Here is a 19,796-nt window from a genome sequence, read left to right on the forward strand (position 1 = left end):
CGACGTAGTCGGCATCATGGACAATTTTGTCATCAAAGAACGGGTTTTTTGCGGTTTTTTGTCACAACTTCCGACAACGTGTGGAGAGTATCCCTAGTCATCGCGGACGTCGGCCACCACCTCGTGGCCGAAGTCCTCCCGGTCCAACCATGCCAGCACCTTGCGCGCCGCCACCGCCGGGCTGTCGAGCAAGCCCGTGCTTTGCAGTAGATTGAAGCGCTCACGGTCAGGAAATGCCGCCGCGTTGGCGCCGCGCAAGCGGGCCTGCATGTCGGTGTCGATCACGCCCGGTGCGAGCGCGCAAACCTTGGCCCCACGGGGCTTGCGCGCCTCCTCCAGAGCGAGGCACCGGGTGTAGTGGTCCAGCCCTGCCTTGGCCGCGCAATAGACCGCTTGCGAAGCCATGGGTCTGCGCCCCAGGCCGGAGGAGACGTTGAGGATCTTGCGCTGCGTGCCGTGCTCCTCGGCCCAACGCTCTGTGGCGCCGAGAAAGGCCGCGCTCAAGGCCATCGGCGCCTCCAGGTCCACGCGCAGCGCCTGAGAAATCTCCTCGGGCGTGAGCGCCGACAAGGGAGCGATACCCGGTATCACGCCCGCGTTATTGATCAGCGTGGCGCTGGCGTAGCTGCGACCATCTTGCTCACGCAGCCAACGCGCCAGCGCATTGCCAGCCTCCGTGCTGCGGCTCAAGTCCAGGGGCCACTGCATCAGGGTAAAGCCCGTCTTTCGCACTTGCTGCGCCTGGTCGGCCAAGGTGTCGTTGACGCCTCGCGAAATGCACAGCAAGTGCAGGTGTCGCTGGTCGGGATGCCCGGGGTCGTATTGCGCGATGAGTTGTCCGGCCATGGCGAGGCCGAGGCCGCGCGTGGCACCAGTCAAGACGATCAGATCCATTTTGTGCATGGCAGACTCCCGACAGGGATTCACTTCCAGATTGAATCAAGAATACCGGCCGGATTAAACCGGAGGATCCATCCGCACGGCATGCAAATGCGGAATGTTCAAATGTTCCCCAAACGCATGCATCAGAACGGCGCAGGACTTTGCCACATGGTAAGCGCGCCGGTACGAGGATGGGCCAAGGACAGTTCGCAGGCGTGCAACAAGAGGCGCGGGCTGCGCGCGAGGCTGGCGGCATCGGCGTACAAGGCATCTCCCAGAATGGGATGACCGATCGCCTGCAGGTGCACGCGCAGTTGATGGGAACGGCCGGTGACCGGAAACAGCGCCAGCCGCGTTGCGCACGCAACACCTGTACCGGCATCGCCCTGTCGCGTCAGAACCTGCCATCGGGTCATGCTGGGCTTGCCTTGCTCATCCACCTTCTGCCTTGGGCGCCGGGGCCAGTCGGCCATGAGCGGCAGGGTGATCTCGCCCTCGTCCTCGCGTCCTGGCATGCCACGCACCCAGCCATCGACCACCGCCTCGTAGCGCTTGCGCACCTCGCGCGCCGCGAAGCATGTGCTCAAAGTCCGATGCACCTCCGGCCCGCGCGCAAGCAGCAGCAGACCGGACGTGGCCTGGTCCAGCCTGTGCACCAGCAATGCATCGGGCCAGCGCGACTGCGCACGCGCGACCAGGCAATCTTGTTTACCCACGCCACGACCGGGCGCGGACAGCAGACCGGCGGGTTTGTCCAGCACGACGACATCGTCGTCCTCGTGCACCACAGTCAGATCTTCGACGACCTCAATGCCGCTTTCCACCGGAATCGGCCCCCGAGCCTTGCACACCCTGGATCAGCCGTTGCACGGTGTCGCACAGCTCGGACACATCGTTGGGCTTAAGGATCAGCGCCCGTGCGCCGGCGGCCATGGCCTGTACCTCGATCTCGGGTGTCACATAACCCGAGGTCAGCGCCATGGGCAGCTTGGGCCGGATGCGACGCGCCTCCTGCAGCAGACTCACGCCGCTGTAGCCGGGCATGTTGTAGTCGGTGATCAGCAGGTCATAGGCTTGCGGCTGCTCTCGCAGCGCGGCCAGGGCGGACAGGGGATCGGTGAACACGCTGATCTTGAAGCCGCGCCGGCTCAGCACGCGATCTACCAGGAAAGCCAAGGCCTGGTCGTCGTCCACGTACATCACATGCTGGCCAAAGCCCATCACGGTCTGCATGCGCGCGGGTTCAGCGGCGGTCACCGCGGCCTGGCTGCTGGCGGCGGGAAAATACAAGGTGAATTCGCTGCCCTCGCCCAGGCGACTGCGGACGTCCACCGCGCCCAGGTGCGAACGCATCACGCCGTGCACCACGGCCAGGCCCAGGCCGGTGCCCTGCCCCACCGGCTTGGTGGTGAAAAATGGCTCGAAGATGCGCTGCACCGTTTCCGCGTCCATGCCACTGCCGGTATCGCGCACCGCCAGGATCACGTAGCGCCCGGCCGACAAGCCCAGACGCTGGCACTCGCGCTTGTCCGGCGTGACCGAGGTGAGCGTGATGTTGACCACGCCGGGCGCACCACCGAGGGCGTGGACGGCGTTGGTGCAGAGGTTGATCAGCGCCTGCTCGACCTGAGTCGCATCGGCAAGCACCGGCGGCGTCTCCAGCAGGTTGAGCTGCAGGTCCACGGCGGGCGGCAGGGTCACCTTCATCAGCCGCATGGATTCCTGCACAACCTCGGCCAGATGCAGGGGACGACGCCGAGGCGGCTCATTGCGGCTGAAGGTCAGGATTTGCCGCACCAGGTCTCGCCCGCGCCGGCCAGCCTTCTCGATCTCGGCCAGGCTGACCTGCGCGGACGCGTCCGGAGGCAGATCCTGCCGCGCCAGCATCACATTGCCCAGGATGGCGGACAGAATGTTGTTGAAGTCGTGCGCGATGCCGCCGGCCATGGTGCCGATGGCCTGCATCTTGTGCGCCTCGCGCAGTTGCACCTCCAGCACGTTGCGCTGCGCCTCCACCTGGCGGCGCGCGGTGAGGTCGCGCGCGAAGATGGTGGTGATGTCGCCCTGCCCGTCGGGCTGTCGCTCGCGCGAGACGCTGACTTCCAGCGTCAGCGGCAAGCCGGCCGCCGTGCGACCGCTGACCTCGCCCAGGATGGCCTGGGTGGAGACCAGCGTGGAGGCGATGGCCTCGATGGCGTCGGGCAGGAAGTGCGCCAGCGACGCCCCCAGTGCCTGTTCTGGCGGGCACTGGAACAAGGCCGAGGCGGCGGGGTTGAACACGGTGATGCACTGCGCATCGTCCACGCAGACGATGGCATCGAGCGACGAGTTGATCACGGCCGCCAGCCGGTTTTCCGACAGCAGCAGTTCCTCGTTGCGCTTGCGCAGGGCTTGCGCGCTTTCCTGCAGCGCGCGGCGGCCTTCCAGCAGCGCGCGACGCTCGTTGAGCAAGGGCCCCTGGTCGATGACGGCGCAGACGAAGTGCGACATGTCCTTGTCGCTGCTGTAGCGGATGCGCGCGATGTGCAGGTCACCCGTGAAGCGGGCCTGCAGGCCACTGAGGAAAACCACCTCGGTCGCGCCACTCTGGCCGTGCAGGCGCGCCGCGTCCAGGGCCTGCTGCACCCGCTTCACGTGGTTGGAAGTGACCAGCGGCTGCAGGTAGGTCAGCGGCGGATCGGCCTCCAGTGGCCGGAATAGCTTGAGCGCCATGGTGTTGCTCTGCTCGATCATGCCGTCTTCGTCGACGACCATCAGCGCCAGTGGCACGTTCGAAAAGAGCGACTCGAAGCGCTCGGACGCGCCCTCGGCGGCGACGCGGCTGTACTCCAGCGCGGTATTGCGCGCCTCCAGGTCGGCCTGGTAGGCGCGCAGGTCTTCAATGAGCTTGGGCAAGGTCCGCCGTGACGACATAAACAGGCAATCGCATGGGATGCGGGTGTCCGGGAATTATCGCCGCGGAACCGCGCCCGCCCAAGCCAATGCCTTTTGCTAGCGCCGGCCTTCCCGCACCCGGGCCAGACTGAGCTGCAAGAGGCGGGCGTCCGCGCTGGCCCGATGCCGCTGCCCGCCGCGCTCGCGCGCCACCTGCTGCTTGACCGCATGCCAGCGGTCGGCCTCGTCTTCACGCAGCAGCGCGCGCAGGTTCTCCAGCTTGAAGTGCGGCCGCAGCCCCGCCGCGTCGAACAGCAGGGCCAGCCAGGGATAGTCATGCGCCCAGCCATCGGAATACACCGTGCGCCCCTGCAAGGTGTTGTTGAGCAGTTGACTGACCTCCAGCGGACTGCGCCCGTGCTGCGTCAGCAGGCGGCGCGGAATGCGATGCAGGCGCTCGGCCATCGGATCCCAATGCGTCCAGTCCGGTTCGGGACGGATGAGGGAACAAAACAGGCGTCCGTCTCCCATCGCATACCCGACTTCGATGGGATAGCCATTGCGGCCAAAACCGGAAGCCTCCAGATCCATCACGACAGGCAGGGCCGACGCCGTCCCCGCGGAGGGCGTGTCTCCTGGATCATCCTTCATGCGTTGCGGCGGCATGGCCTGTTCACTCCCGACATACGGCGCACCTTGTATGCATAAGCCATGCCTGAAACGCATCAAGGGGCTTGAGGACTTGCCCGGATCGGCCCGGTGCCTGCAAGGTGTATGCCCTCTGTGTTAACTTGCGGCATCACGCACGATGCATGACCTTTCCTACAAGACCAACAACATAACCGCCGCAGTCGTTCCCCGTGTCCTCTGTCACCACTTCCCAAAATTCCGACGCCGGCCACTCCCTTGGATGGAGCCCTGAGCGCCTGCGCGGCATGCGCCGCGGCATCGAGAAGGAGAGCCTGCGCGCCCTGCCGGGCGGCTCGCTCGCGCTCACGCCCCACCCGGCGTTGCTCGGCTCCGCGCTCACGCACCCGCGCATCACCACCGACTACTCGGAATCCCAAGTCGAGCTCATCACCGGCGTGCATGCCGACGTGGACGCCTGCCTGGCCGAGCTGGGTGAGATTCACCAATACACCTACCGTACCCTGCGCTCGGCCTGTGGCGACGAGATGCTCTGGGTCAGCAGCATGCCCTGCGTGCTGCCCACTGACGAAACGATTCCGCTCGGCCGTTATGGGTCATCCAACATCGGCCGTGCCAAGAGCGTCTACCGCATGGGCCTGGGCCATCGCTACGGGCGGCGCATGCAGACCATCAGTGGCATCCACTACAACTGGTCCCTGCCCGGCACCGGCAATGAGGACTATTTCGGCCTGATCCGCAACTTCCGCCGCCATGCTTTCCTGCTGCTCTACCTCTTCGGTGCCTCGCCCGCGCTGCACGGCGACTTCGTGCAGGGTCGACCGCACGAGCTGGAGCCCTTGCGTTCCGGCTCTGACCGAGATGCCGGTCATGGCAGCTCCCGACCGCACGGAGAAGGCACGCTGCACATGCCATATGGAACCTCGCTGCGCATGGGCAAGCTTGGTTATCAGAGCGAGGCCCAGGCCTCGCTGGCGGTCAGCTACAACAGCCTGGAAAGCTACGCGGCTTCGCTGCACGACGCGCTGACGCGCCCCTGGCCTGCCTACGAAGCCCTGGGCGTGCTCAACCCCGGCGGGGACTACATCCAGCTGGCCACCAGCCTGCTGCAGATCGAGAACGAGTTCTACGGCACCATCCGCCCCAAGCGCACCATCTTCCAAGGCGAACGCCCGCTGCACGCGCTGCGCGAACGCGGCGTGGAGTACGTGGAAGTGCGCCTGCTCGACCTCGACCCTTTCGAGCCCATCGGCATCAATGCACGCACCCTGCGCTTCCTGGACGTCTTCCTGCTGCACTGCCTGAGCAGCGCCAGCCCGCCGGACACACCCCAGGAAATCGCCGAAATCGGACGCAACCAGCACCTGACGGCGGCGCGCGGCCGTGAACCCGGCCTGCAACTCTGGCGCAACGGCCGGCAGGCCACATCCTTGCGCGATTGGGCGCTGGAATTGCTGGATGCCTGCGCCCCACTGGCCGCGCAACTCGACGCGGCCCACGCCTGCACGGAATACAGCGCCGCGCTCCAGGCGGCACGTGACGCGGTGCTTGACCCCGCCTCGCTGCCCTCGGCTCGCGTACTGCGTGCCGTCGAGGAAGACCATGACGGCTCTTTCCTGGAATTCGTGCGCGCCCGCTCGCATGCCACGCGCGCCGATCTGCTGAATCGCCCGTGGGAGGCCGCGCAGCAGGCCCGCTACGAAACCATGGCCCAGACTTCCGTGCATGAGCAGGCCGCCATCGAAGCCGCAGACACCCTGCCTTTCGAAGAATTTCGCAAGCTGTACGTCTCAGCATCGCGGCTGGGGCAGCCCACGCCCGTCAGCCCGGTTGCAGCCTGATCCCGGACTGATCCTCCGACCCCGGATCGCGACAGGCCGGCGGTTGGTCACCACCGAGCCCTGACTCGGCCTGTGGTTCAGCGTACCGCAGCCCCCATCTGGAACCAGCGCGCGAGCAGGGCGCGTTCCACGTCGGTCATGCCGGTGGCATTGTTCAACGGCATCTGCCGCGTCACCACGGCCTGCTGATGGATCAGCACCGCGTGCTGGCGCACGTCTTCGACGCGATCGAAACGCAGGCCCTTGGATTGCAAGGCCTCGCCGTGACACATCACGCAACGCTGGGTCAGCACGGCCTGCACCTCGGCCAAGGTCGGCGCAGCCACTGGTGCCGACTGCGCGACAGGGACGGCCGGCGGCGCGGGCCGCAGCCAGACGATGAGCGCCAGCAAGACCACCACGCCCGCCAGCGCATAGGGCCAGGGGTGCGCGTTGCGCCCAAGCTTGTACCCATGGCGCAGCACGAAGAACTGGCGGATGGCCGCGCCCGCCGCCATGATGGCGATCAGGAACAGCCAGTTCCATTCGTGTGCGTAGGTGAAGCTGTAGTGGTTGCTCAGCATCGCGAACAGCACCGGCAGCGTGAAGTAGGTGTTGTGCACGCTGCGCTGCTTGCCGCGCTGGCCGTGGATCGGATCGACCGGCAAGCCGGCCTTGAGTGCGGCCACCACCTTGCGCTGGCCGGGAATGATCCAGTGCGCCACGTTGGCGCTCATGGTGGTCGCGATCATCGCGCCCATGAGTAAAAACGCCGCACGCCCCGCGAAGAGCTGGCAGGCCAGCCAGGCCGCGCAGGCCACCAACAACGCGACCAAGACGCCCACGATGGCATCGCCCTTGCCCCCAATGCCATGGGAACGCGCCACGACGCGGCAGATGCCGTCGTAGAGCAGCCAGAACACCACCAGAAAAGCCAGCGCCGCCGCAACCGCCGCCCACTGCGAGCCATGTGCCTGCCAGTCCAGCACCCGAGGATCGATCAGGTAGATGCCGGGACTCCAGAGGTAGGACACCAGGAACAGCGCGAAGCCGCTGAGCCAAGTGGCATAGCTCTCCCAGTAGAACCAGTGCAGGTGAGACGGCAGCACGGGCGGTGCCACCGCGTACTTGACCGGGTGGTAGAAGCCACCGCCGTGCACGGCCCAGAGTTCGCCGGTCACGCCCTCGCGACGCAGCTTTTCGTCGTCGGGCGGCGTGAGGCTGCTGTCCAGGAAGACGAAATAGAAGGAGGAACCGATCCAGGCGATCGCGACGATGACATGCAGCCAGCGCAGCAGCAGGTTGGCCCAGTCGAGCAGATAAGCGTCCATGAGAATCCGTATTTCTTTCCAGACCTACCGGCTCAGCTGCCCCGGTAGGTCGAGTAGCTCCAGGGGCTGACGAGCAAGGGCACGTGGTAGTGCTGACGAGGTTCGGCCACGCCGAAATCGATGTGCACGACGTCCAGAAAGGCCGGCTCAGGCAGTGCCACGCCACGGGCCAGAAAATAGGCCCGCACGTCAAAACTCAGGCGGTAACGCCCGGCCAGTAATTCGTCGTGGCCGTACAGCAGGCCATCCGGGTTGCGGCCGTTGGCGTCCAGGGTGAAACGCTTCACCAGCACGGCCTGCTCGCCCGCGTTCGCATCCTTCTTCACATGAAAAAGTGCCACTGCCATGCCCCCTGCGGGGGTGCCGTGCATGGTGTCGAGTACATGGGTACTGAGGCCCATACCTGTCCTTTCCGTTTTTGCGCACAGTTCTTGCTCCATGAACCACAGCAAGAACCGAGCCGGTTCATCAAAGTGTATACAATTTGACTCGCTGTCTCGACCCAAGCTTCATGGAAACCTCCAGCAGCACCCACCACATCGTCGAATCGCTGACCCGCGCCATCGTCGAGCACCGTCTGCACCCAGGCGCCAAACTGGCCGAACAGAAGCTGGCCGACCATTTCGGCGTGTCGCGTACGCTGATTCGCCAGGCCCTGTTCCAACTCTCCCAGCACCGCCTCATCCGCCTGGAACCAGCGCGTGGCGCCTTTGTCGCCAGCCCCTCGGTGGAAGAAGCGCAGCAGGTCTTCGCGGTGCGCCGCATGCTGGAGCTCGAAATGGTGCGCACCCTGATTCGCGAGATCACACCGGCCAAACTCAAGGTCCTGCGCGCCCATGTGGCGGAGGAGAAAAAAGCCGTCTCCGCCAACGACGTGCCCAGCCGCAACGAACTGCTGGGCGATTTCCACGTGCGCATGGCCGAACTCACGGGCAACCAGGTGCTGGCCGACATGCTGGGTGAGCTCATTTCGCGCTGCGCGCTCATCACCCTGGTCTACCAGACCCGCAGCGCGGCCGAGCACTCGAACGACGAGCACCTGGAAATCGTCAAGGCCCTGGCCGCCAAGGACGAAGACCTTGCCGTTCGACTGATGGACGAGCACCTGAGCCATGTGATGGACAACCTCACCTTCACCCGCCGCCCGCCCAGCCACGACATCGCCCAGGCCCTGGCCTGATCCAGCGACCTCCGCCCCACGCCACCCATGATCTACGACAGCACCGCCGCCTACCCCCGCGACCTCGCCGGCTACGGCCGCAATCCGCCGCACGCGCGCTGGCCCGGCAGGGCGCGCGTCGCCGTGCAATTCGTGCTGAACTACGAGGAAGGCGGTGAGAACCATGTGCTGCATGGCGATCCGGCCTCTGAGACCTTCCTCTCCGAGATGTTCAACCCCGCCGCCTTCCCGGCCCGGCACATGAGCATGGACGGCATCTATGAGTACGGCTCGCGTCAAGGCGTGTGGCGCCTCCTGCGCGAGTTCGAGCAGCGCCGACTGCCACTCACCGTCTTCGGCGTAGCCACGGCCCTGCAGCGCTCACCCGAAGTCTGCGCAGCTTTCGCGGAGCTGGGCCATGAGATCGCCTGCCACGGCCTCAAGTGGATCCACTACCAAAACCTGGACGAAAGCATCGAACGCGCGCACATGGCCGAAGCCATGGCCATCATGCGCCAACTGCTCGGCGCCCATCAGCCGTCGAAAGCGCCCATCCATGCGCTGGGCTGGTACACGGGCCGCGACAGCCCCAACACGCACCGCCTCGTCGCCGATCACGGTGGCTTCGAGTACGACAGCGATTACTACGGCGACGACCTGCCCTTCTGGATGAAGGTGCGCAAGACCGACGGCACGGACGCCCACCAGCTCATCGTGCCCTACACGCTGGACGTCAACGACATGCGCTTTTCCCTGCCTCAGGGGTATTCGCACGCCGATCCCTTCTTCCAGTACATGAGGGACAGCTTCGACACGCTCTACGCCGAAGGCGATCCGCAAGGGCTGGACCGGCCCAAGATGATGAGCATCGGCATGCACTGCCGCCTGCTGGGCCGGCCTGGGCGCATCACGGCGCTGCAGCGCTTTCTGGATTACATCCAGGGCAAAGAGAAGGTGTGGATCACGCGGCGCATCGATATCGCGCGACACTGGCGCCAGAACTACCCCTGCCCCACCTGAGGCAAAGACACGCCATGTCACTCACCCTCGAACAGCTCAACACCCCGCCGCTGCCACAAGCCTGCGCCCTGCTGGACGGCCTTTACGAGCACTCGCCCTGGATCGTCGAACGGGCGCTCGCTCAAAGACCGTTCGCCACGCTGGCAGCACTGCAGCAGGCCTGCATCCGCGTGCTCGAAGCCGAAGGCCAGGCCACGCAAGGCGCGGCGGAGGTGGCGCTGATCCGCTCCCACCCCGAACTCGCCAGCAAGGCAGCCATCGCCCGCACGTTGACCGCCGAGTCCAACCACGAACAGAGCACCGCGGGCCTGACCCACTGCACGCCCGAGGAATTTGCCACGCTGCAGAAGTTGAACGCCGACTACAAAGCCCGCTTCGGCTGGCCCTTCATCCTGGCTGTGCGCGGCCCGCGCGGCACGGGGCTGACGCGTCAGCAGATCATCGCCACCTTCGAGCGTCGCCTGCACGGCCACCCCGACGCCGAGCGGTCCGAGAGCATCCGGCAGATCCACCGCATCGCCGAGCTGCGCCTGCAAGACAAATTCGGCACCTCATCCCCATTCCACCCGGCGCTCGGCCAACGCGTCTGGGACTGGCAGGAAACCCTGGCCGCGCACGGCGAGCCAGACTACTTGGCGCGTGGCGAACTCACCGTCACCTACCTCAGCGAGGCGCACCGCGCCTGCGCCACCCAGATCGCCCAAACCATGCGCGAGGCGGGCTGCGACAGCGTGACCATCGACGCCGTGGGCAATGTGGTGGGGCGTTACGAAGGCGAAGGATGGGAAACCGGCAATCCAGTTTCCGGGCCGGATGCCAAGACGCTGCTCACCGGCAGCCACTACGACACCGTGCACAACGGCGGCAAGTACGACGGGCGCCTGGGCATCTACGTGCCCCTGGCCTGTGTGCAACAACTGCATGCCCAGAAAAAGCGCCTGCCCCATGCTTTGGAGATCGTGGCCTTCGCCGAGGAGGAAGGCCAACGCTACAAGGCCACCTTCCTGGCCTCCAGCGCGCTCACCGGCAGCTTCGACCCCACTTGGCTGGAGCAGCAAGACGCCGCGGGCATCACCATGCGCGCGGCCATGCAGGCCGCGGGCCTGCCCGGCACCCTGGACGCCATCAGCGCCTTGCGGCGTGACCCGGTGCGTTACCTGGGCTTCGTGGAAGTGCACATCGAACAAGGGCCGGTGCTGAATCAGCAACAACTCCCCCTGGGCGTGGTCACCTCCATCAACGGCAGTGTGCGTCTGCTGGGCGAGGTCATCGGCCTGGCCAGCCATGCCGGCACCACGCCCATGTCCATGCGAGCGGATGCGGCAGCGGCCGTGGCCGAACTCATCCTGCATGTGGAGCAGGCCGCGACGCATCGCCATCGAGGATCCGTGGGCACCGTGGGCAAGCTCGAGGTGCCCAGCGGCTCCATCAACGTCGTGCCCGGCCGCTGCCGTTTCAGCCTGGATCTGCGCGCGCCCACCGACGCCCAGCGTGACGCCCTGCTGGCCGATGCGCAAGAGGGCCTGCGGGCCATCTGCGAACGGCGCGGCCTGCGCTACACACTGGAAGAAACCATGCGCGCCAGCGCCGCGCCCAGCAGCCCCGAATGGCAGGCCCGCTGGGAAGCCGCCGTGGCCGCGCAGGGCCTGCCCGTGCTGCGCCTGCCCAGCGGCGCCGGCCACGACGCGATGAAGCTGCACGACATCCTGCCCCAGGCGATGCTGTTCGTGCGCGGCGAAAACAACGGCATCAGCCACAACCCGCTGGAATCCAGCACCGCCGAGGACATGGACCTCGCGGTGCGGGCCTTTCAACACCTCCTGACGCAGCTCGCATGAGCAACGCGTCGGGCCATTCCCCGCGAGCGCGCGCCACGACGCGTAGCACCAAGGTCATTCCATGAACACCATCTACCAGGCCCTCGACCGCTGGGTCGAGCAGCACTTCGACGAAGAAACCGCATTCCTGCAACAGCTGGTGCGCGTGCCCACCGACACGCCACCTGGCAACAATGCCCCGCACGCCGAACGCACGGCCGAGCTGCTGCGCGCCTGGGGCTGGGAGGTCGAGGCCTTCCCCGTGCCGCAGGCCGAGGTGCGGGCCGCGGGCCTGCAGAGCGTCACCAACCTCATCGTGCGGCGGCGCTACGGTAGCGGTGGCCCCGAGACGTCCCATCCGATCGTCGCCCTCAACGCCCATGGGGACGTCGTGCCGCCCGGCGAGGGCTGGACGCATGACCCGTATGGTGGCGAGATCGAGAACGGTAAGCTCTACGGCCGCGCCGCTGCCGTCAGCAAGAGCGACTTCGCCAGCTTCACGCACGCGGTGCGCGCGCTCGAAGCCGTGACCAAGCCGACACGAGGCACAGTGGAACTGCACTTCACCTACGACGAAGAATTCGGCGGTGAACTCGGCCCCGGCTGGCTGCTGGAAAACGGTCACACAAAACCCGACCTGATGATGGCCGCCGGCTTCAGCTACCAGGTCGTCACCGCGCACAACGGCTGCCTGCAACTCGAAGTGACGGTGCAAGGCGAGATGTCCCACGCGGCCATACCCGACAGCGGCGTCGACGCCTTGCAGGGTGCCACGCATATCTTGGGCGCGCTCTACCAGCTCAACGCCGACTACCTCAAAGTCAAGTCTAAGGTTGAAGGCATCAGCCACCCCTACCTGAACATCGGCCTGATCGAAGGCGGCACGAACACCAACGTTGTGCCCGGCAAGGTCGTCTTCAAACTCGACCGCCGCATGATCCCCGAGGAAGACCCGACGCAGGTGGAAGCCGATCTGCGCGCCACCATCGCCCAGGCTGCCCAAACCTACACCCCACCGCGCGGCGGCAAGGGCATCCGCGTGGACGTCAAGCGCATGCTGCTGGCCCGCGCCATGCAGCCCCTGCCCGGCAACCAGCCCCTGGTCGCGGCCTTGCAAAAGCATGGGCAGGAAATTTTTGGTGAACCCATCCCCGCCCTGGGCACCCCGCTTTACACCGACGTGCGCCTCTATGTGGAGCGCGGCATCCCTGGTGTGATCTATGGCGCCGGCCCGCGCACCGTGCGCGAGAGCAACGCCAAGCGCGCGGACGAACACATCGTGCTCGCCGACCTGAAACGCGCCACCCAGGTCATCGCCCGCACCTTGCATGACCTGCTGAGCTGAAGAGGTGAGAGGACGCCGAGTCGAAGCAAGTGAATTGAGTGGCCAGGACGCGGCACCGCCGCGTTGAAGGCCGCCGGGTTTTGCTAGAATTCGCTCCGCTCGTGGGGGGGTAGCTCAGCTGGGAGAGCGCCGCGTTCGCAATGCGGAGGTCGTGAGTTCGATCCTCATCCTCTCCACCACCGATCACTGAGCGACAACACTGATGTCGCTGGAACCATAAATGTTCCGCTTCGGAACGCTTATGCTTCTTTTTGGGCCGGAACGGTTTTGCTTCCGGCGATTTTGGCCGCTCGCCAGAATCCACTGACCCGCATCGCATGCGCTGCGTCAGACAGAAAATCCATGCAATTCAATAACTTAGGCGCTGATGCTCTTCCCGCGCACATTTGGGGCCGCGTCACGCCAGGGCTTCAAATTGGCTCGGTTTCGGCACGGTTATGGTTCCAAGCGGAACAGAATTGCTTCCACGTCGTTACCCGACGAATTGTAGGCAGCGCAGTGGTGATACAGCCCCAAGCAGAATCCGAGAGATCCCCCGGGTAGATGGCTGGCTAAGGCTGGCTGCTACCGTTGGCAGTAGAACTGACGGTAGACGGTTCTAAGCCACAAAGCGGACGCTTATCTAACGGCCCAACCGAACTCTCTAAGAGTAAGGCCTACAGATTCCAACGCAAATTCATCATCGCCCCCTTCAGGCGGACGTAGGCCGCGGGCTTGCTGTTCATTGGGTTTGCCCCTCGCGTGTAGCCTTGCCACGATTTGGGCGGCGTTGGCCACACAGGTCATTTCGTTTGCTTCCATGCGCTTCGCCAATGGCCCTAGATCGAGGGCAAGAGCGTCATCCTTCTCGCGACCGGATTGAACAAGCCAACGCGATATCAGGACTGTGAGCGCGGATCTGCAGTGGTCCACCACCGATGTCGGAGTCTCGCGAAAGGCCGAATTCAACAGGCGGTCTATCGCTTCGGCTACGGGCGGTCGGTGTTCAGGCGCGATTTGCGCGTAGTCCACAGCAGGAACGATGGCAAAGGCGGAGAGCGATTTGAGTGTGACCATCACGGATCCGTTAGCCAGCGCCTCCGTCTGGATGATCCGCCATGGGGACGCAGCTCTTGCGTCGCCCAGAGCCAGTGTCATTCCCTGCCCATGGTTAGGCATGTTTAGCAGTGAATGGCAGGCCGTGAAAGTGTAAAGAGTCTTAGCAACCTTGCCGCCGGCTCCAACGTGCCGCATCATTGGATCTTCGTATGGGTGCGGACCGACTCGCTGCTGGCTCGGCTGGCCCTGGCCCGGCTGGGGCTCGTAGAGACGACCACGCCGAGTCCGTGTCACGGGATCAAATGCGTCTTCGCGAAATATCCACCGCAAGGGATTGGCTGCCAGTCCTCGCGGCAGGTCCTGCCAATCTCCTTCCGCTGCGATCAGTTTTGCTTGGGTCACGCTAGGCGTTGGAATCGATGGGATGTCGGCTGAGCCCATCCCTTCGTAGACAAGGCCAGTGATAGTGCAGATGCCAAGATGCATATCTTTCCCCCGCCGGCCGACTCACGCGCGCGCGGCGATTCCTTGCTTGTTCCTCTTGTCCACGGTTGCCCGGAACACCTCAAGGCTTTCGATGTCCGCCGACAGCTCGTCGGGATCAGGGATGGGCAAGCGGCCCACAGGCGATGCCGCATCGTGCTCGAACTTCGAACTCTTGGACATGCCAGCTTCGATTTTCTTGTAGTCGTCGTCAGTCACCAAGACGGCCTTGAGCTTCTGTGTGGATATGCCTTCGCCGAAACGTTGGACAACGCCATTGAACAGGACCTCTTCGACGCAGCGCTCCCAAGCTAGGCGCAGCTTTCCGTAGGTTGAGGTCGTCACCATACGAAGCCGGTCGTCATCGGCATCCTTCTTCGCCTTTTGCGCTTCCACCAGCATTTGTCGGAGCTGGCCAACTCGAGCCTTGGTGCTCGCGACATCGAAGGGAAGGTCTTCAGAGTGGACACCAAAGCCCTGCGAGGAGCGGCGAATATAGTTCATGACCAGAGGCGTGCCGATGGCATGGGCCTTTTGTTCCAAAATGGCCAGGAAGTAGATGTCGTGGGTGAAGACGATTACTTGTCGCTGCTTGGCCTCCACTGCAAGTCGCTCGGCCACCTCCCATCGGCGGCGGTGGTCTAGCGAGGAAACTGGGTCGTCGAAGACGATACCGCCGCGACCTTTGCCTAACTTGATTTCAGCCAAGAACGAAGCGATGGCAATTGCGCGCTGCTCGCCCTCACTGAGGACTGCGGAGGGTGTTCCTCCGCCAGGCAGTTGAAGCGTCAGCTTGAACTGAGTCTTTCCGCCTGGCGACTCGGGCTTCATACCGACATACAGCTCATGAACCTTTAGACTGCTGAACTCCGCGTTTAGAGCGTCGGCAAGCTCTTGACTCGCCATCGTGCGGGAGATATCTGTGGACTTCCGAGATATTCCACGGGTGTCCATGCCATCGATGCATGCTTGCAACTTACGACACAACTCATGCTTGGAGATGGCATCAAGAACAGCCGCCTTGACTTCGCCAAGCCGCTTGCGAGCTTCGAGCTCTAGCTTCTCTTGCGTCATCACGGCCTTCGCCTTTTCGTCAGTTGTGGCCTCAAGGGTCTTCGCTTGATCGATGAAATCTGTTGCGAGGCTAACAAGCGTCGCTCGCGGGTCATCGGGCAGCGCCTCAATTTGATCCCAGTCCATCTTCCCGGCAGCAGCTTCAAGAGCTTGCTTTTGTCTCGCTGTGAAGCTCGCCTGCAGAGCGGAGCATTGCTTGGATAGGTGTGCGTCAATCTCCTTTAGTTCCTCAGCAAGAGTGGCCCCGATCAGAAGATTCAGGTTGGCAGCCCGAATTGCCTTGTATGCTTCCTCAGCTTTGGTCCGCGCCTCTTTCGCCTGTGCTTCTGAAGTCTGTTGGATGAACGCGTCAAAGCGTGCAAGTCGCGCCGCTCCTTCATCTCTCAACATGTTCTGGCACAACGGGCATGGTGCGCTACTCGGCAGTGCTCCCAGCGCATGCTCGGGATGCGAAGTCTTCACGAATTCTCGAGCGGCCTCAAGGAGCGCCTTCCACTCCTCGCAGCCTGTTCCCGTCAACTGACCCTGAACGGCCTTGAAGTCGGAGGCGGCTAACTCTGCTGCCGCCTTGGCCGCCTTCGACTTGTCGATGAGATCGCGCAGGGCTGCGACCTTGACATCGTTGATTTGAGGGGCAGCGAGGTCGATGCGGCCCCTGAGCTCTTGCAGCCGGCCCGCCAGCTGCCGGAGAGCTTGGGCCTTCTGTTTGGGGTCAGCTTCGGCCAGGGTCTTGGTAAGCAGCGCAAGTCGCTCATGATCTGCTTCCGTGAGCGTAGCAAGCGTTTCGATGTCGCTTGATTTGGTCGCGGCTGGAATGGCGAGCAATGCCTTGCCCGCGGCGGTTTGCGTGGCCGCGATGGCCGAGTAGGCCGCATTACTAGGGGTGTTGGCCGCCTTCTCCTGATTGGCCATCGCTCTGAGCTTGCCGCAAAGGCTCACTAGACTTTCCAATATGTCCAAGCCATAAGGCCGATACGCGAAGTCGCCGTGGTTGTCGATGTAGGCGCGGGCGCAGTGGGTGTCAAAGATGGCAATCTCCGAAAGGGGCTCCGGGGCCGGGCTTCCGAACGTCCACGCTAGATCGACTTTTGCACCTTCGACAGCCACTTCGAACTTAGCCGATGGGGTGCCGGCTATCGCCGGATCGAGCTTCGCGTCGGGCAGAATGGCTTCCCGCTGATCGCGGGCCCGGCAGGCGTGTTTTAGGATTCGCGAGTAGCCTGACTTTCCGGCACCGTTCTCGCCATAGATGACTGTCAGGCCAGTCTGGGCGATCGGAAGGCTGCCTCCTACAGCTAAGGCGTTTACGTTTGAGAGCTCCTTGATCGCGAGGAGCTGCACAAGCCGCGCCGGATCGGCCGGAGTGGCAACCTGGGCATCATCGAGCCCCTTAGGCCTTCGCATCTGCGGGTCTTCGATGCCTGTTTCTGCCTTTGCGAGGGCGTAAAGGTCTTCGACATCGGCTGCTGCAAGTTCGCGGTTGGCGTAGATGCGTGCAATGGCGTCTTGTTGCCAGGCTGGCTGGCCCTTTGACCACGCATGAATCTCTTGAAGGATAGTCACCCTGCTACCTCCCTTGTTAGCGGTGTTTCCAGCGTTATTTAGTTCTGCTATCCGGCCTGAAGATGGTATTTCATTTGTACATCGGTTGAAAGGCAGACATTAGTCAGTGTCTTCATCATCCTCCATAGCGGACTGTCGATCGAACAAAGCCGATGACCGCAACCGCTGCAGAGCAGTCTGTCAACGATTTGGATCAGATGTGTCTCTTGGGACCGGTTGCGGACCTCATCGACCAGATGCTGCAGCGCCTCACGCCGAACGGTGGCCGCCTGCGGCAGCACGATACCGAACTCCGAGAGCAGGCCGCGGATGCGGTTGATGCAGGCCGTGCGCTGCTCGATGAAACCCTGGCGCACCCGGTGCAGGCACAGCACCCCTTGCTGCTCCAGGCTCTTGACGGGCACAAAACGCATCTGGGGGCGCTGCACCGCCTCACAGATGGCGGCGGCATCTGCGGCATCGTTCTTGCCTCGCTTGCCCGAGAGGCGGTAGGGCACGACGAACTTGGGGGCGATCAGGCGCACCGTGTGGCCATGCTGGACAAACAGCCGGGCCCAGTGGTGTGCGCCCGAGCAGGCCCCCATGCCGATGGTGCAGGGTGGCAGGGCTGCAACGAGATCGAGCAGCTTGGCGCGTGCTACGCTGGGGCGCACCAGTGCGGGCTTGCCGCCTTCATCCACCCCATGCAGGGCGAACACGGACTTGGCGAGATCGATGCCGACATAGACAATAGTCATGGACTTCCCCTTCCGGATGAGTTGATGAAAAGTTCGCACTTCCCATCGTGGCACTCTGTTGCCGTTTCCCGCAAGCAGCGGTTAGTTCGGGACGGGGAAGTCCCTTTCATTCGTTAAGTATCACAGGAATCGCTATGGAGTACTCCTGGGGAACGCAATGGGGCCGCAGCGTTCACGGAATGCCAAACACTGTCGCCGTTGAGTGTCCGCGCTGTACCAACGAGGCTAGCTTTCAGCCACCTTTCGAGTTCCATCGTGAAGGAACACCCGGCACTAGTGACCTCGTCAGGTGGAATAACTGCTTCGTACGAGAACGATTCCCCTCTGTCTTCGCATGGGGGGACCCAGATAACCCGTTCAAGGGCCTGTTCTGGGAACACCCAAACGCCGACTCAGTGAGTATCCGATTTGGGGCGTTATCTCATGTCGGCGCTGCACACTTCTAAGGAAGCATCAACTCCAATGGCCGAGAGATGCCTATTACGCCGTCGCGGTTAAGGATCAAGTGCTTTGGGCATGGGATCGAGCCACGCTCATCGAAGTTCGGGAACACGTGGCCTCGGTCATCCGAGCCAAGCGCAGTCACCCGCTCTTGAAGTATCTGCCCCGCCACTTTCTCATCGGCAAGCACAGGGCTGCGGTGGTCAAAGCAATCAACTCGAAGCTTGTTCTCGGTGATGCCTAACCCCTGGCTCAACCGGACCCGCTACGGCAGGCCACTTTGGCCGGTTAGCTCGAAATGTTGAAGGTCCAACTGTCCAGGTGCTGAGCGACCGCTATGTAGCCGCAACAAGTCAGTCAGGCTTCCGTAGCGAACGGCCGCAATCGCTGCATACCGGTCATTGAGGTTGACGAACCACGTCATGCGCGTTCCAACGACAGCTTTTGCGTTGCAAAAAGTGGCGATCTCGACCCATTGCGATGGGTCGCTCCACCAGAAAAGCAGTCGTTCAATGCTGGAGTTCAGTGGCCACCAGATGTGGTCCGCTGGAACGATTTGTTAGGTTGTCACTGAATTCGAGTGTTGCTGGGTATGCAGTGATAGAAGCTACAGAAGTTGCTATACGGGCCTCGATTGCAATTCCTTGGATCAGAAATCAATGCGCCTGAGTTGTCTGTATTTCTAGCCGGAGTCTGACCAGGCTTGTGCGACCACTTTGTATTGTTGTCTTGTCGATACCAATGAAAGTCGTACCCAGGCCAAATAACCAATGCAATGAATTGCCCCTGGGCGGGAGTGCTTGCCGGAGGTCCAATGGGGATTTGTCCATCGCGCTGGGCAGCACCTCCAACATTGCCACAATCCATTGCCGTGTACATTGAACCACTGCCACGGCCCGGTTGTGCAAACGTGTTGGTGATCTTGTCATTTGCATAGTTGTAGCAATTATTCAGGGTTCTGATATTTGGATCGTTGTTCCATTTTCCCGGATCATAGGGAGGAACAAATGCTGGCGCGACTTGGGCGGTCATGGGCTTGATAATGCCTCCCGACAATTCACTCTGAACAACGCTCCGAACCTCTTCAGAAACAGCGGTTCCGGCAGTCCCAAGTAACCACTGCTCCAAGTCTGGATCGTCCGCAATGCGATTCAAATCAAACCGATCTCGGTCCACGATGCCCCCGTGGATATATAGGTGTGGGTCGAGAGTCTTCTCCCGCACGGAGATTACCGAAAAGCCTCGGTATCCGAGGTGTCCTCCGAGGCCAGCAGGTTTGAGTAGGGTTGTATTGGGAATCCTATTGAGTCGATCTGCGAGCTCTAAGGCCTGATCATCCGATAGCTCCCAAGCGGGGTCAGGACGCCCAGAGAAGATGTGTAGCGTGACTGTGACAGACATTACCTTTTCTCCATATGGGGCGAAGTTGACAGACTGATTGATGACGGCCGTCGCCCCGCTGCGGCGCAGCTTGTGACGCCTAACATGGTGTAAATCGCAAAAACCACGTAGAGATCCAGCCAAATTCTAGGAAGTCGATTTGAGGAGAGATATCCCCCTAAAG

13 protein-coding genes, 1 tRNA gene and 1 pseudogene are annotated in these 19,796 nt (G+C 63.1%); 6 read left to right on the plus strand and 9 right to left on the minus strand.

The window, feature by feature from the left end; translation table 11 throughout:
• Nucleotides 1-93: 93 nt before the first annotated feature.
• The 4 genes from DW355_RS16415 to DW355_RS16430 form a co-directional block, all read right to left on the minus strand.
• On the minus strand, nucleotides 94-903 hold the full coding sequence (locus DW355_RS16415) for an SDR family NAD(P)-dependent oxidoreductase (protein WP_131281697.1): 810 nt from the start codon (nucleotides 901-903) through the stop codon (nucleotides 94-96).
• 122 nt (nucleotides 904-1,025) lie between these two features.
• Nucleotides 1,026-1,667, minus strand: a complete 642-nt coding sequence (locus DW355_RS16420; protein WP_242671224.1) for an RluA family pseudouridine synthase — start codon at nucleotides 1,665-1,667, stop codon at nucleotides 1,026-1,028.
• Nucleotides 1,668-1,689: 22 nt separating this feature from the next.
• Nucleotides 1,690-3,795 carry a PAS domain-containing hybrid sensor histidine kinase/response regulator gene (locus DW355_RS16425; protein WP_131281700.1) on the minus strand — a complete coding sequence of 702 codons (2,106 nt, stop codon included), beginning with the start codon at nucleotides 3,793-3,795 and terminating at the stop codon, nucleotides 1,690-1,692.
• Nucleotides 3,796-3,873: 78 nt separating this feature from the next.
• Complete coding sequence (locus DW355_RS16430; protein ID WP_242671225.1) at nucleotides 3,874-4,422, minus strand: 3'-5' exonuclease; 549 nt, start codon at nucleotides 4,420-4,422, stop codon at nucleotides 3,874-3,876.
• Nucleotides 4,423-4,616: 194 nt separating this feature from the next.
• On the opposite strand from DW355_RS16430, the gene gshA reads away from it, so the two are divergent.
• Entirely contained in the window at nucleotides 4,617-6,245 is a 1,629-nt protein-coding gene (gene gshA / locus DW355_RS16435) for a glutamate--cysteine ligase (protein WP_131281702.1), read from the plus strand.
• A 77-nt stretch (nucleotides 6,246-6,322) separates the two neighbouring features.
• Here the strand turns inward: gshA and DW355_RS16440 are convergent, their stop codons facing one another.
• Complete coding sequence (locus DW355_RS16440) at nucleotides 6,323-7,555, minus strand: urate hydroxylase PuuD (protein WP_131281704.1); 1,233 nt, start codon at nucleotides 7,553-7,555, stop codon at nucleotides 6,323-6,325.
• A 32-nt stretch (nucleotides 7,556-7,587) separates the two neighbouring features.
• Nucleotides 7,588-7,956, minus strand: a complete 369-nt coding sequence (gene uraH, locus DW355_RS16445; protein ID WP_131281706.1) for a hydroxyisourate hydrolase — start codon at nucleotides 7,954-7,956, stop codon at nucleotides 7,588-7,590.
• Nucleotides 7,957-8,066: 110 nt separating this feature from the next.
• On the opposite strand from uraH, the gene DW355_RS16450 reads away from it, so the two are divergent.
• The 5 genes from DW355_RS16450 (at nucleotide 8,067) to DW355_RS16470 (ending at nucleotide 13,075) form a co-directional block, all read left to right on the plus strand.
• Nucleotides 8,067-8,735: a GntR family transcriptional regulator gene (locus DW355_RS16450; RefSeq protein ID WP_131281708.1), complete on the plus strand. Its 669-nt coding sequence runs from the start codon at nucleotides 8,067-8,069 to the stop codon at nucleotides 8,733-8,735.
• 27 nt (nucleotides 8,736-8,762) lie between these two features.
• Nucleotides 8,763-9,734 carry an allantoinase PuuE gene (gene puuE, locus DW355_RS16455; RefSeq protein WP_131281710.1) on the plus strand — a complete coding sequence of 324 codons (972 nt, stop codon included), beginning with the start codon at nucleotides 8,763-8,765 and terminating at the stop codon, nucleotides 9,732-9,734.
• A 14-nt stretch (nucleotides 9,735-9,748) separates the two neighbouring features.
• A complete protein-coding gene (gene uraD / locus DW355_RS16460) occupies nucleotides 9,749-11,572 on the plus strand; it encodes a 2-oxo-4-hydroxy-4-carboxy-5-ureidoimidazoline decarboxylase (RefSeq protein WP_131281712.1) in 1,824 nt (607 codons plus the stop codon).
• Nucleotides 11,573-11,633: 61 nt separating this feature from the next.
• Nucleotides 11,634-12,896: a M20/M25/M40 family metallo-hydrolase gene (locus DW355_RS16465; protein WP_131281714.1), complete on the plus strand. Its 1,263-nt coding sequence runs from the start codon at nucleotides 11,634-11,636 to the stop codon at nucleotides 12,894-12,896.
• A 103-nt stretch (nucleotides 12,897-12,999) separates the two neighbouring features.
• Nucleotides 13,000-13,075 (plus strand) — tRNA-Ala (locus DW355_RS16470).
• Between the two features lie 1,366 nt (nucleotides 13,076-14,441).
• On the opposite strand, the gene DW355_RS16475 is transcribed toward DW355_RS16470, so the two are convergent.
• The 3 genes and pseudogenes from DW355_RS16475 to DW355_RS16485 all read right to left on the minus strand — a co-directional run bounded on the left by DW355_RS16475 (nucleotide 14,442) and on the right by DW355_RS16485 (nucleotide 19,264).
• A complete protein-coding gene (locus tag DW355_RS16475) occupies nucleotides 14,442-17,054 on the minus strand; it encodes an AAA family ATPase (protein ID WP_131281716.1) in 2,613 nt (870 codons plus the stop codon).
• A gap of 233 nt (nucleotides 17,055-17,287) precedes the next feature.
• A pseudogene (locus tag DW355_RS16480) lies at nucleotides 17,288-17,791 on the minus strand (IS110 family transposase); the annotation flags it as partial.
• 1,008 nt (nucleotides 17,792-18,799) lie between these two features.
• Entirely contained in the window at nucleotides 18,800-19,264 is a 465-nt protein-coding gene (locus tag DW355_RS16485) for a hypothetical protein (RefSeq protein ID WP_131281718.1), read from the minus strand.
• Nucleotides 19,265-19,796: the final 532 nt, after the last annotated feature.

The sequence above is a fragment of the Hylemonella gracilis genome (genome assembly GCF_004328645.1).
Taxonomy (GTDB): Bacteria; Pseudomonadota; Gammaproteobacteria; order Burkholderiales; family Burkholderiaceae_C; genus Hylemonella; species Hylemonella gracilis_B.

Coding starts and splice junctions, on each gene's coding strand:
- DW355_RS16415 (WP_131281697.1), bottom strand. CDS start 903: ATGCACAAAATGGATCTGATCGTCTTGACTGGTGCCACGCGCGGCCTC.
- DW355_RS16425 (WP_131281700.1), bottom strand. CDS start 3,795: ATGTCGTCACGGCGGACCTTGCCCAAGCTCATTGAAGACCTGCGCGCC.
- DW355_RS16430 (WP_242671225.1), bottom strand. CDS start 4,422: ATGCCGCCGCAACGCATGAAGGATGATCCAGGAGACACGCCCTCCGCG.
- DW355_RS16440 (WP_131281704.1), bottom strand. CDS start 7,555: ATGGACGCTTATCTGCTCGACTGGGCCAACCTGCTGCTGCGCTGGCTG.
- uraH (WP_131281706.1), bottom strand. CDS start 7,956: ATGGGCCTCAGTACCCATGTACTCGACACCATGCACGGCACCCCCGCA.
- DW355_RS16450 (WP_131281708.1), top strand. CDS start 8,067: ATGGAAACCTCCAGCAGCACCCACCACATCGTCGAATCGCTGACCCGC.
- puuE (WP_131281710.1), top strand. CDS start 8,763: ATGATCTACGACAGCACCGCCGCCTACCCCCGCGACCTCGCCGGCTAC.
- uraD (WP_131281712.1), top strand. CDS start 9,749: ATGTCACTCACCCTCGAACAGCTCAACACCCCGCCGCTGCCACAAGCC.
- DW355_RS16465 (WP_131281714.1), top strand. CDS start 11,634: ATGAACACCATCTACCAGGCCCTCGACCGCTGGGTCGAGCAGCACTTC.
- DW355_RS16485 (WP_131281718.1), bottom strand. CDS start 19,264: ATGACCGCCCAAGTCGCGCCAGCATTTGTTCCTCCCTATGATCCGGGA.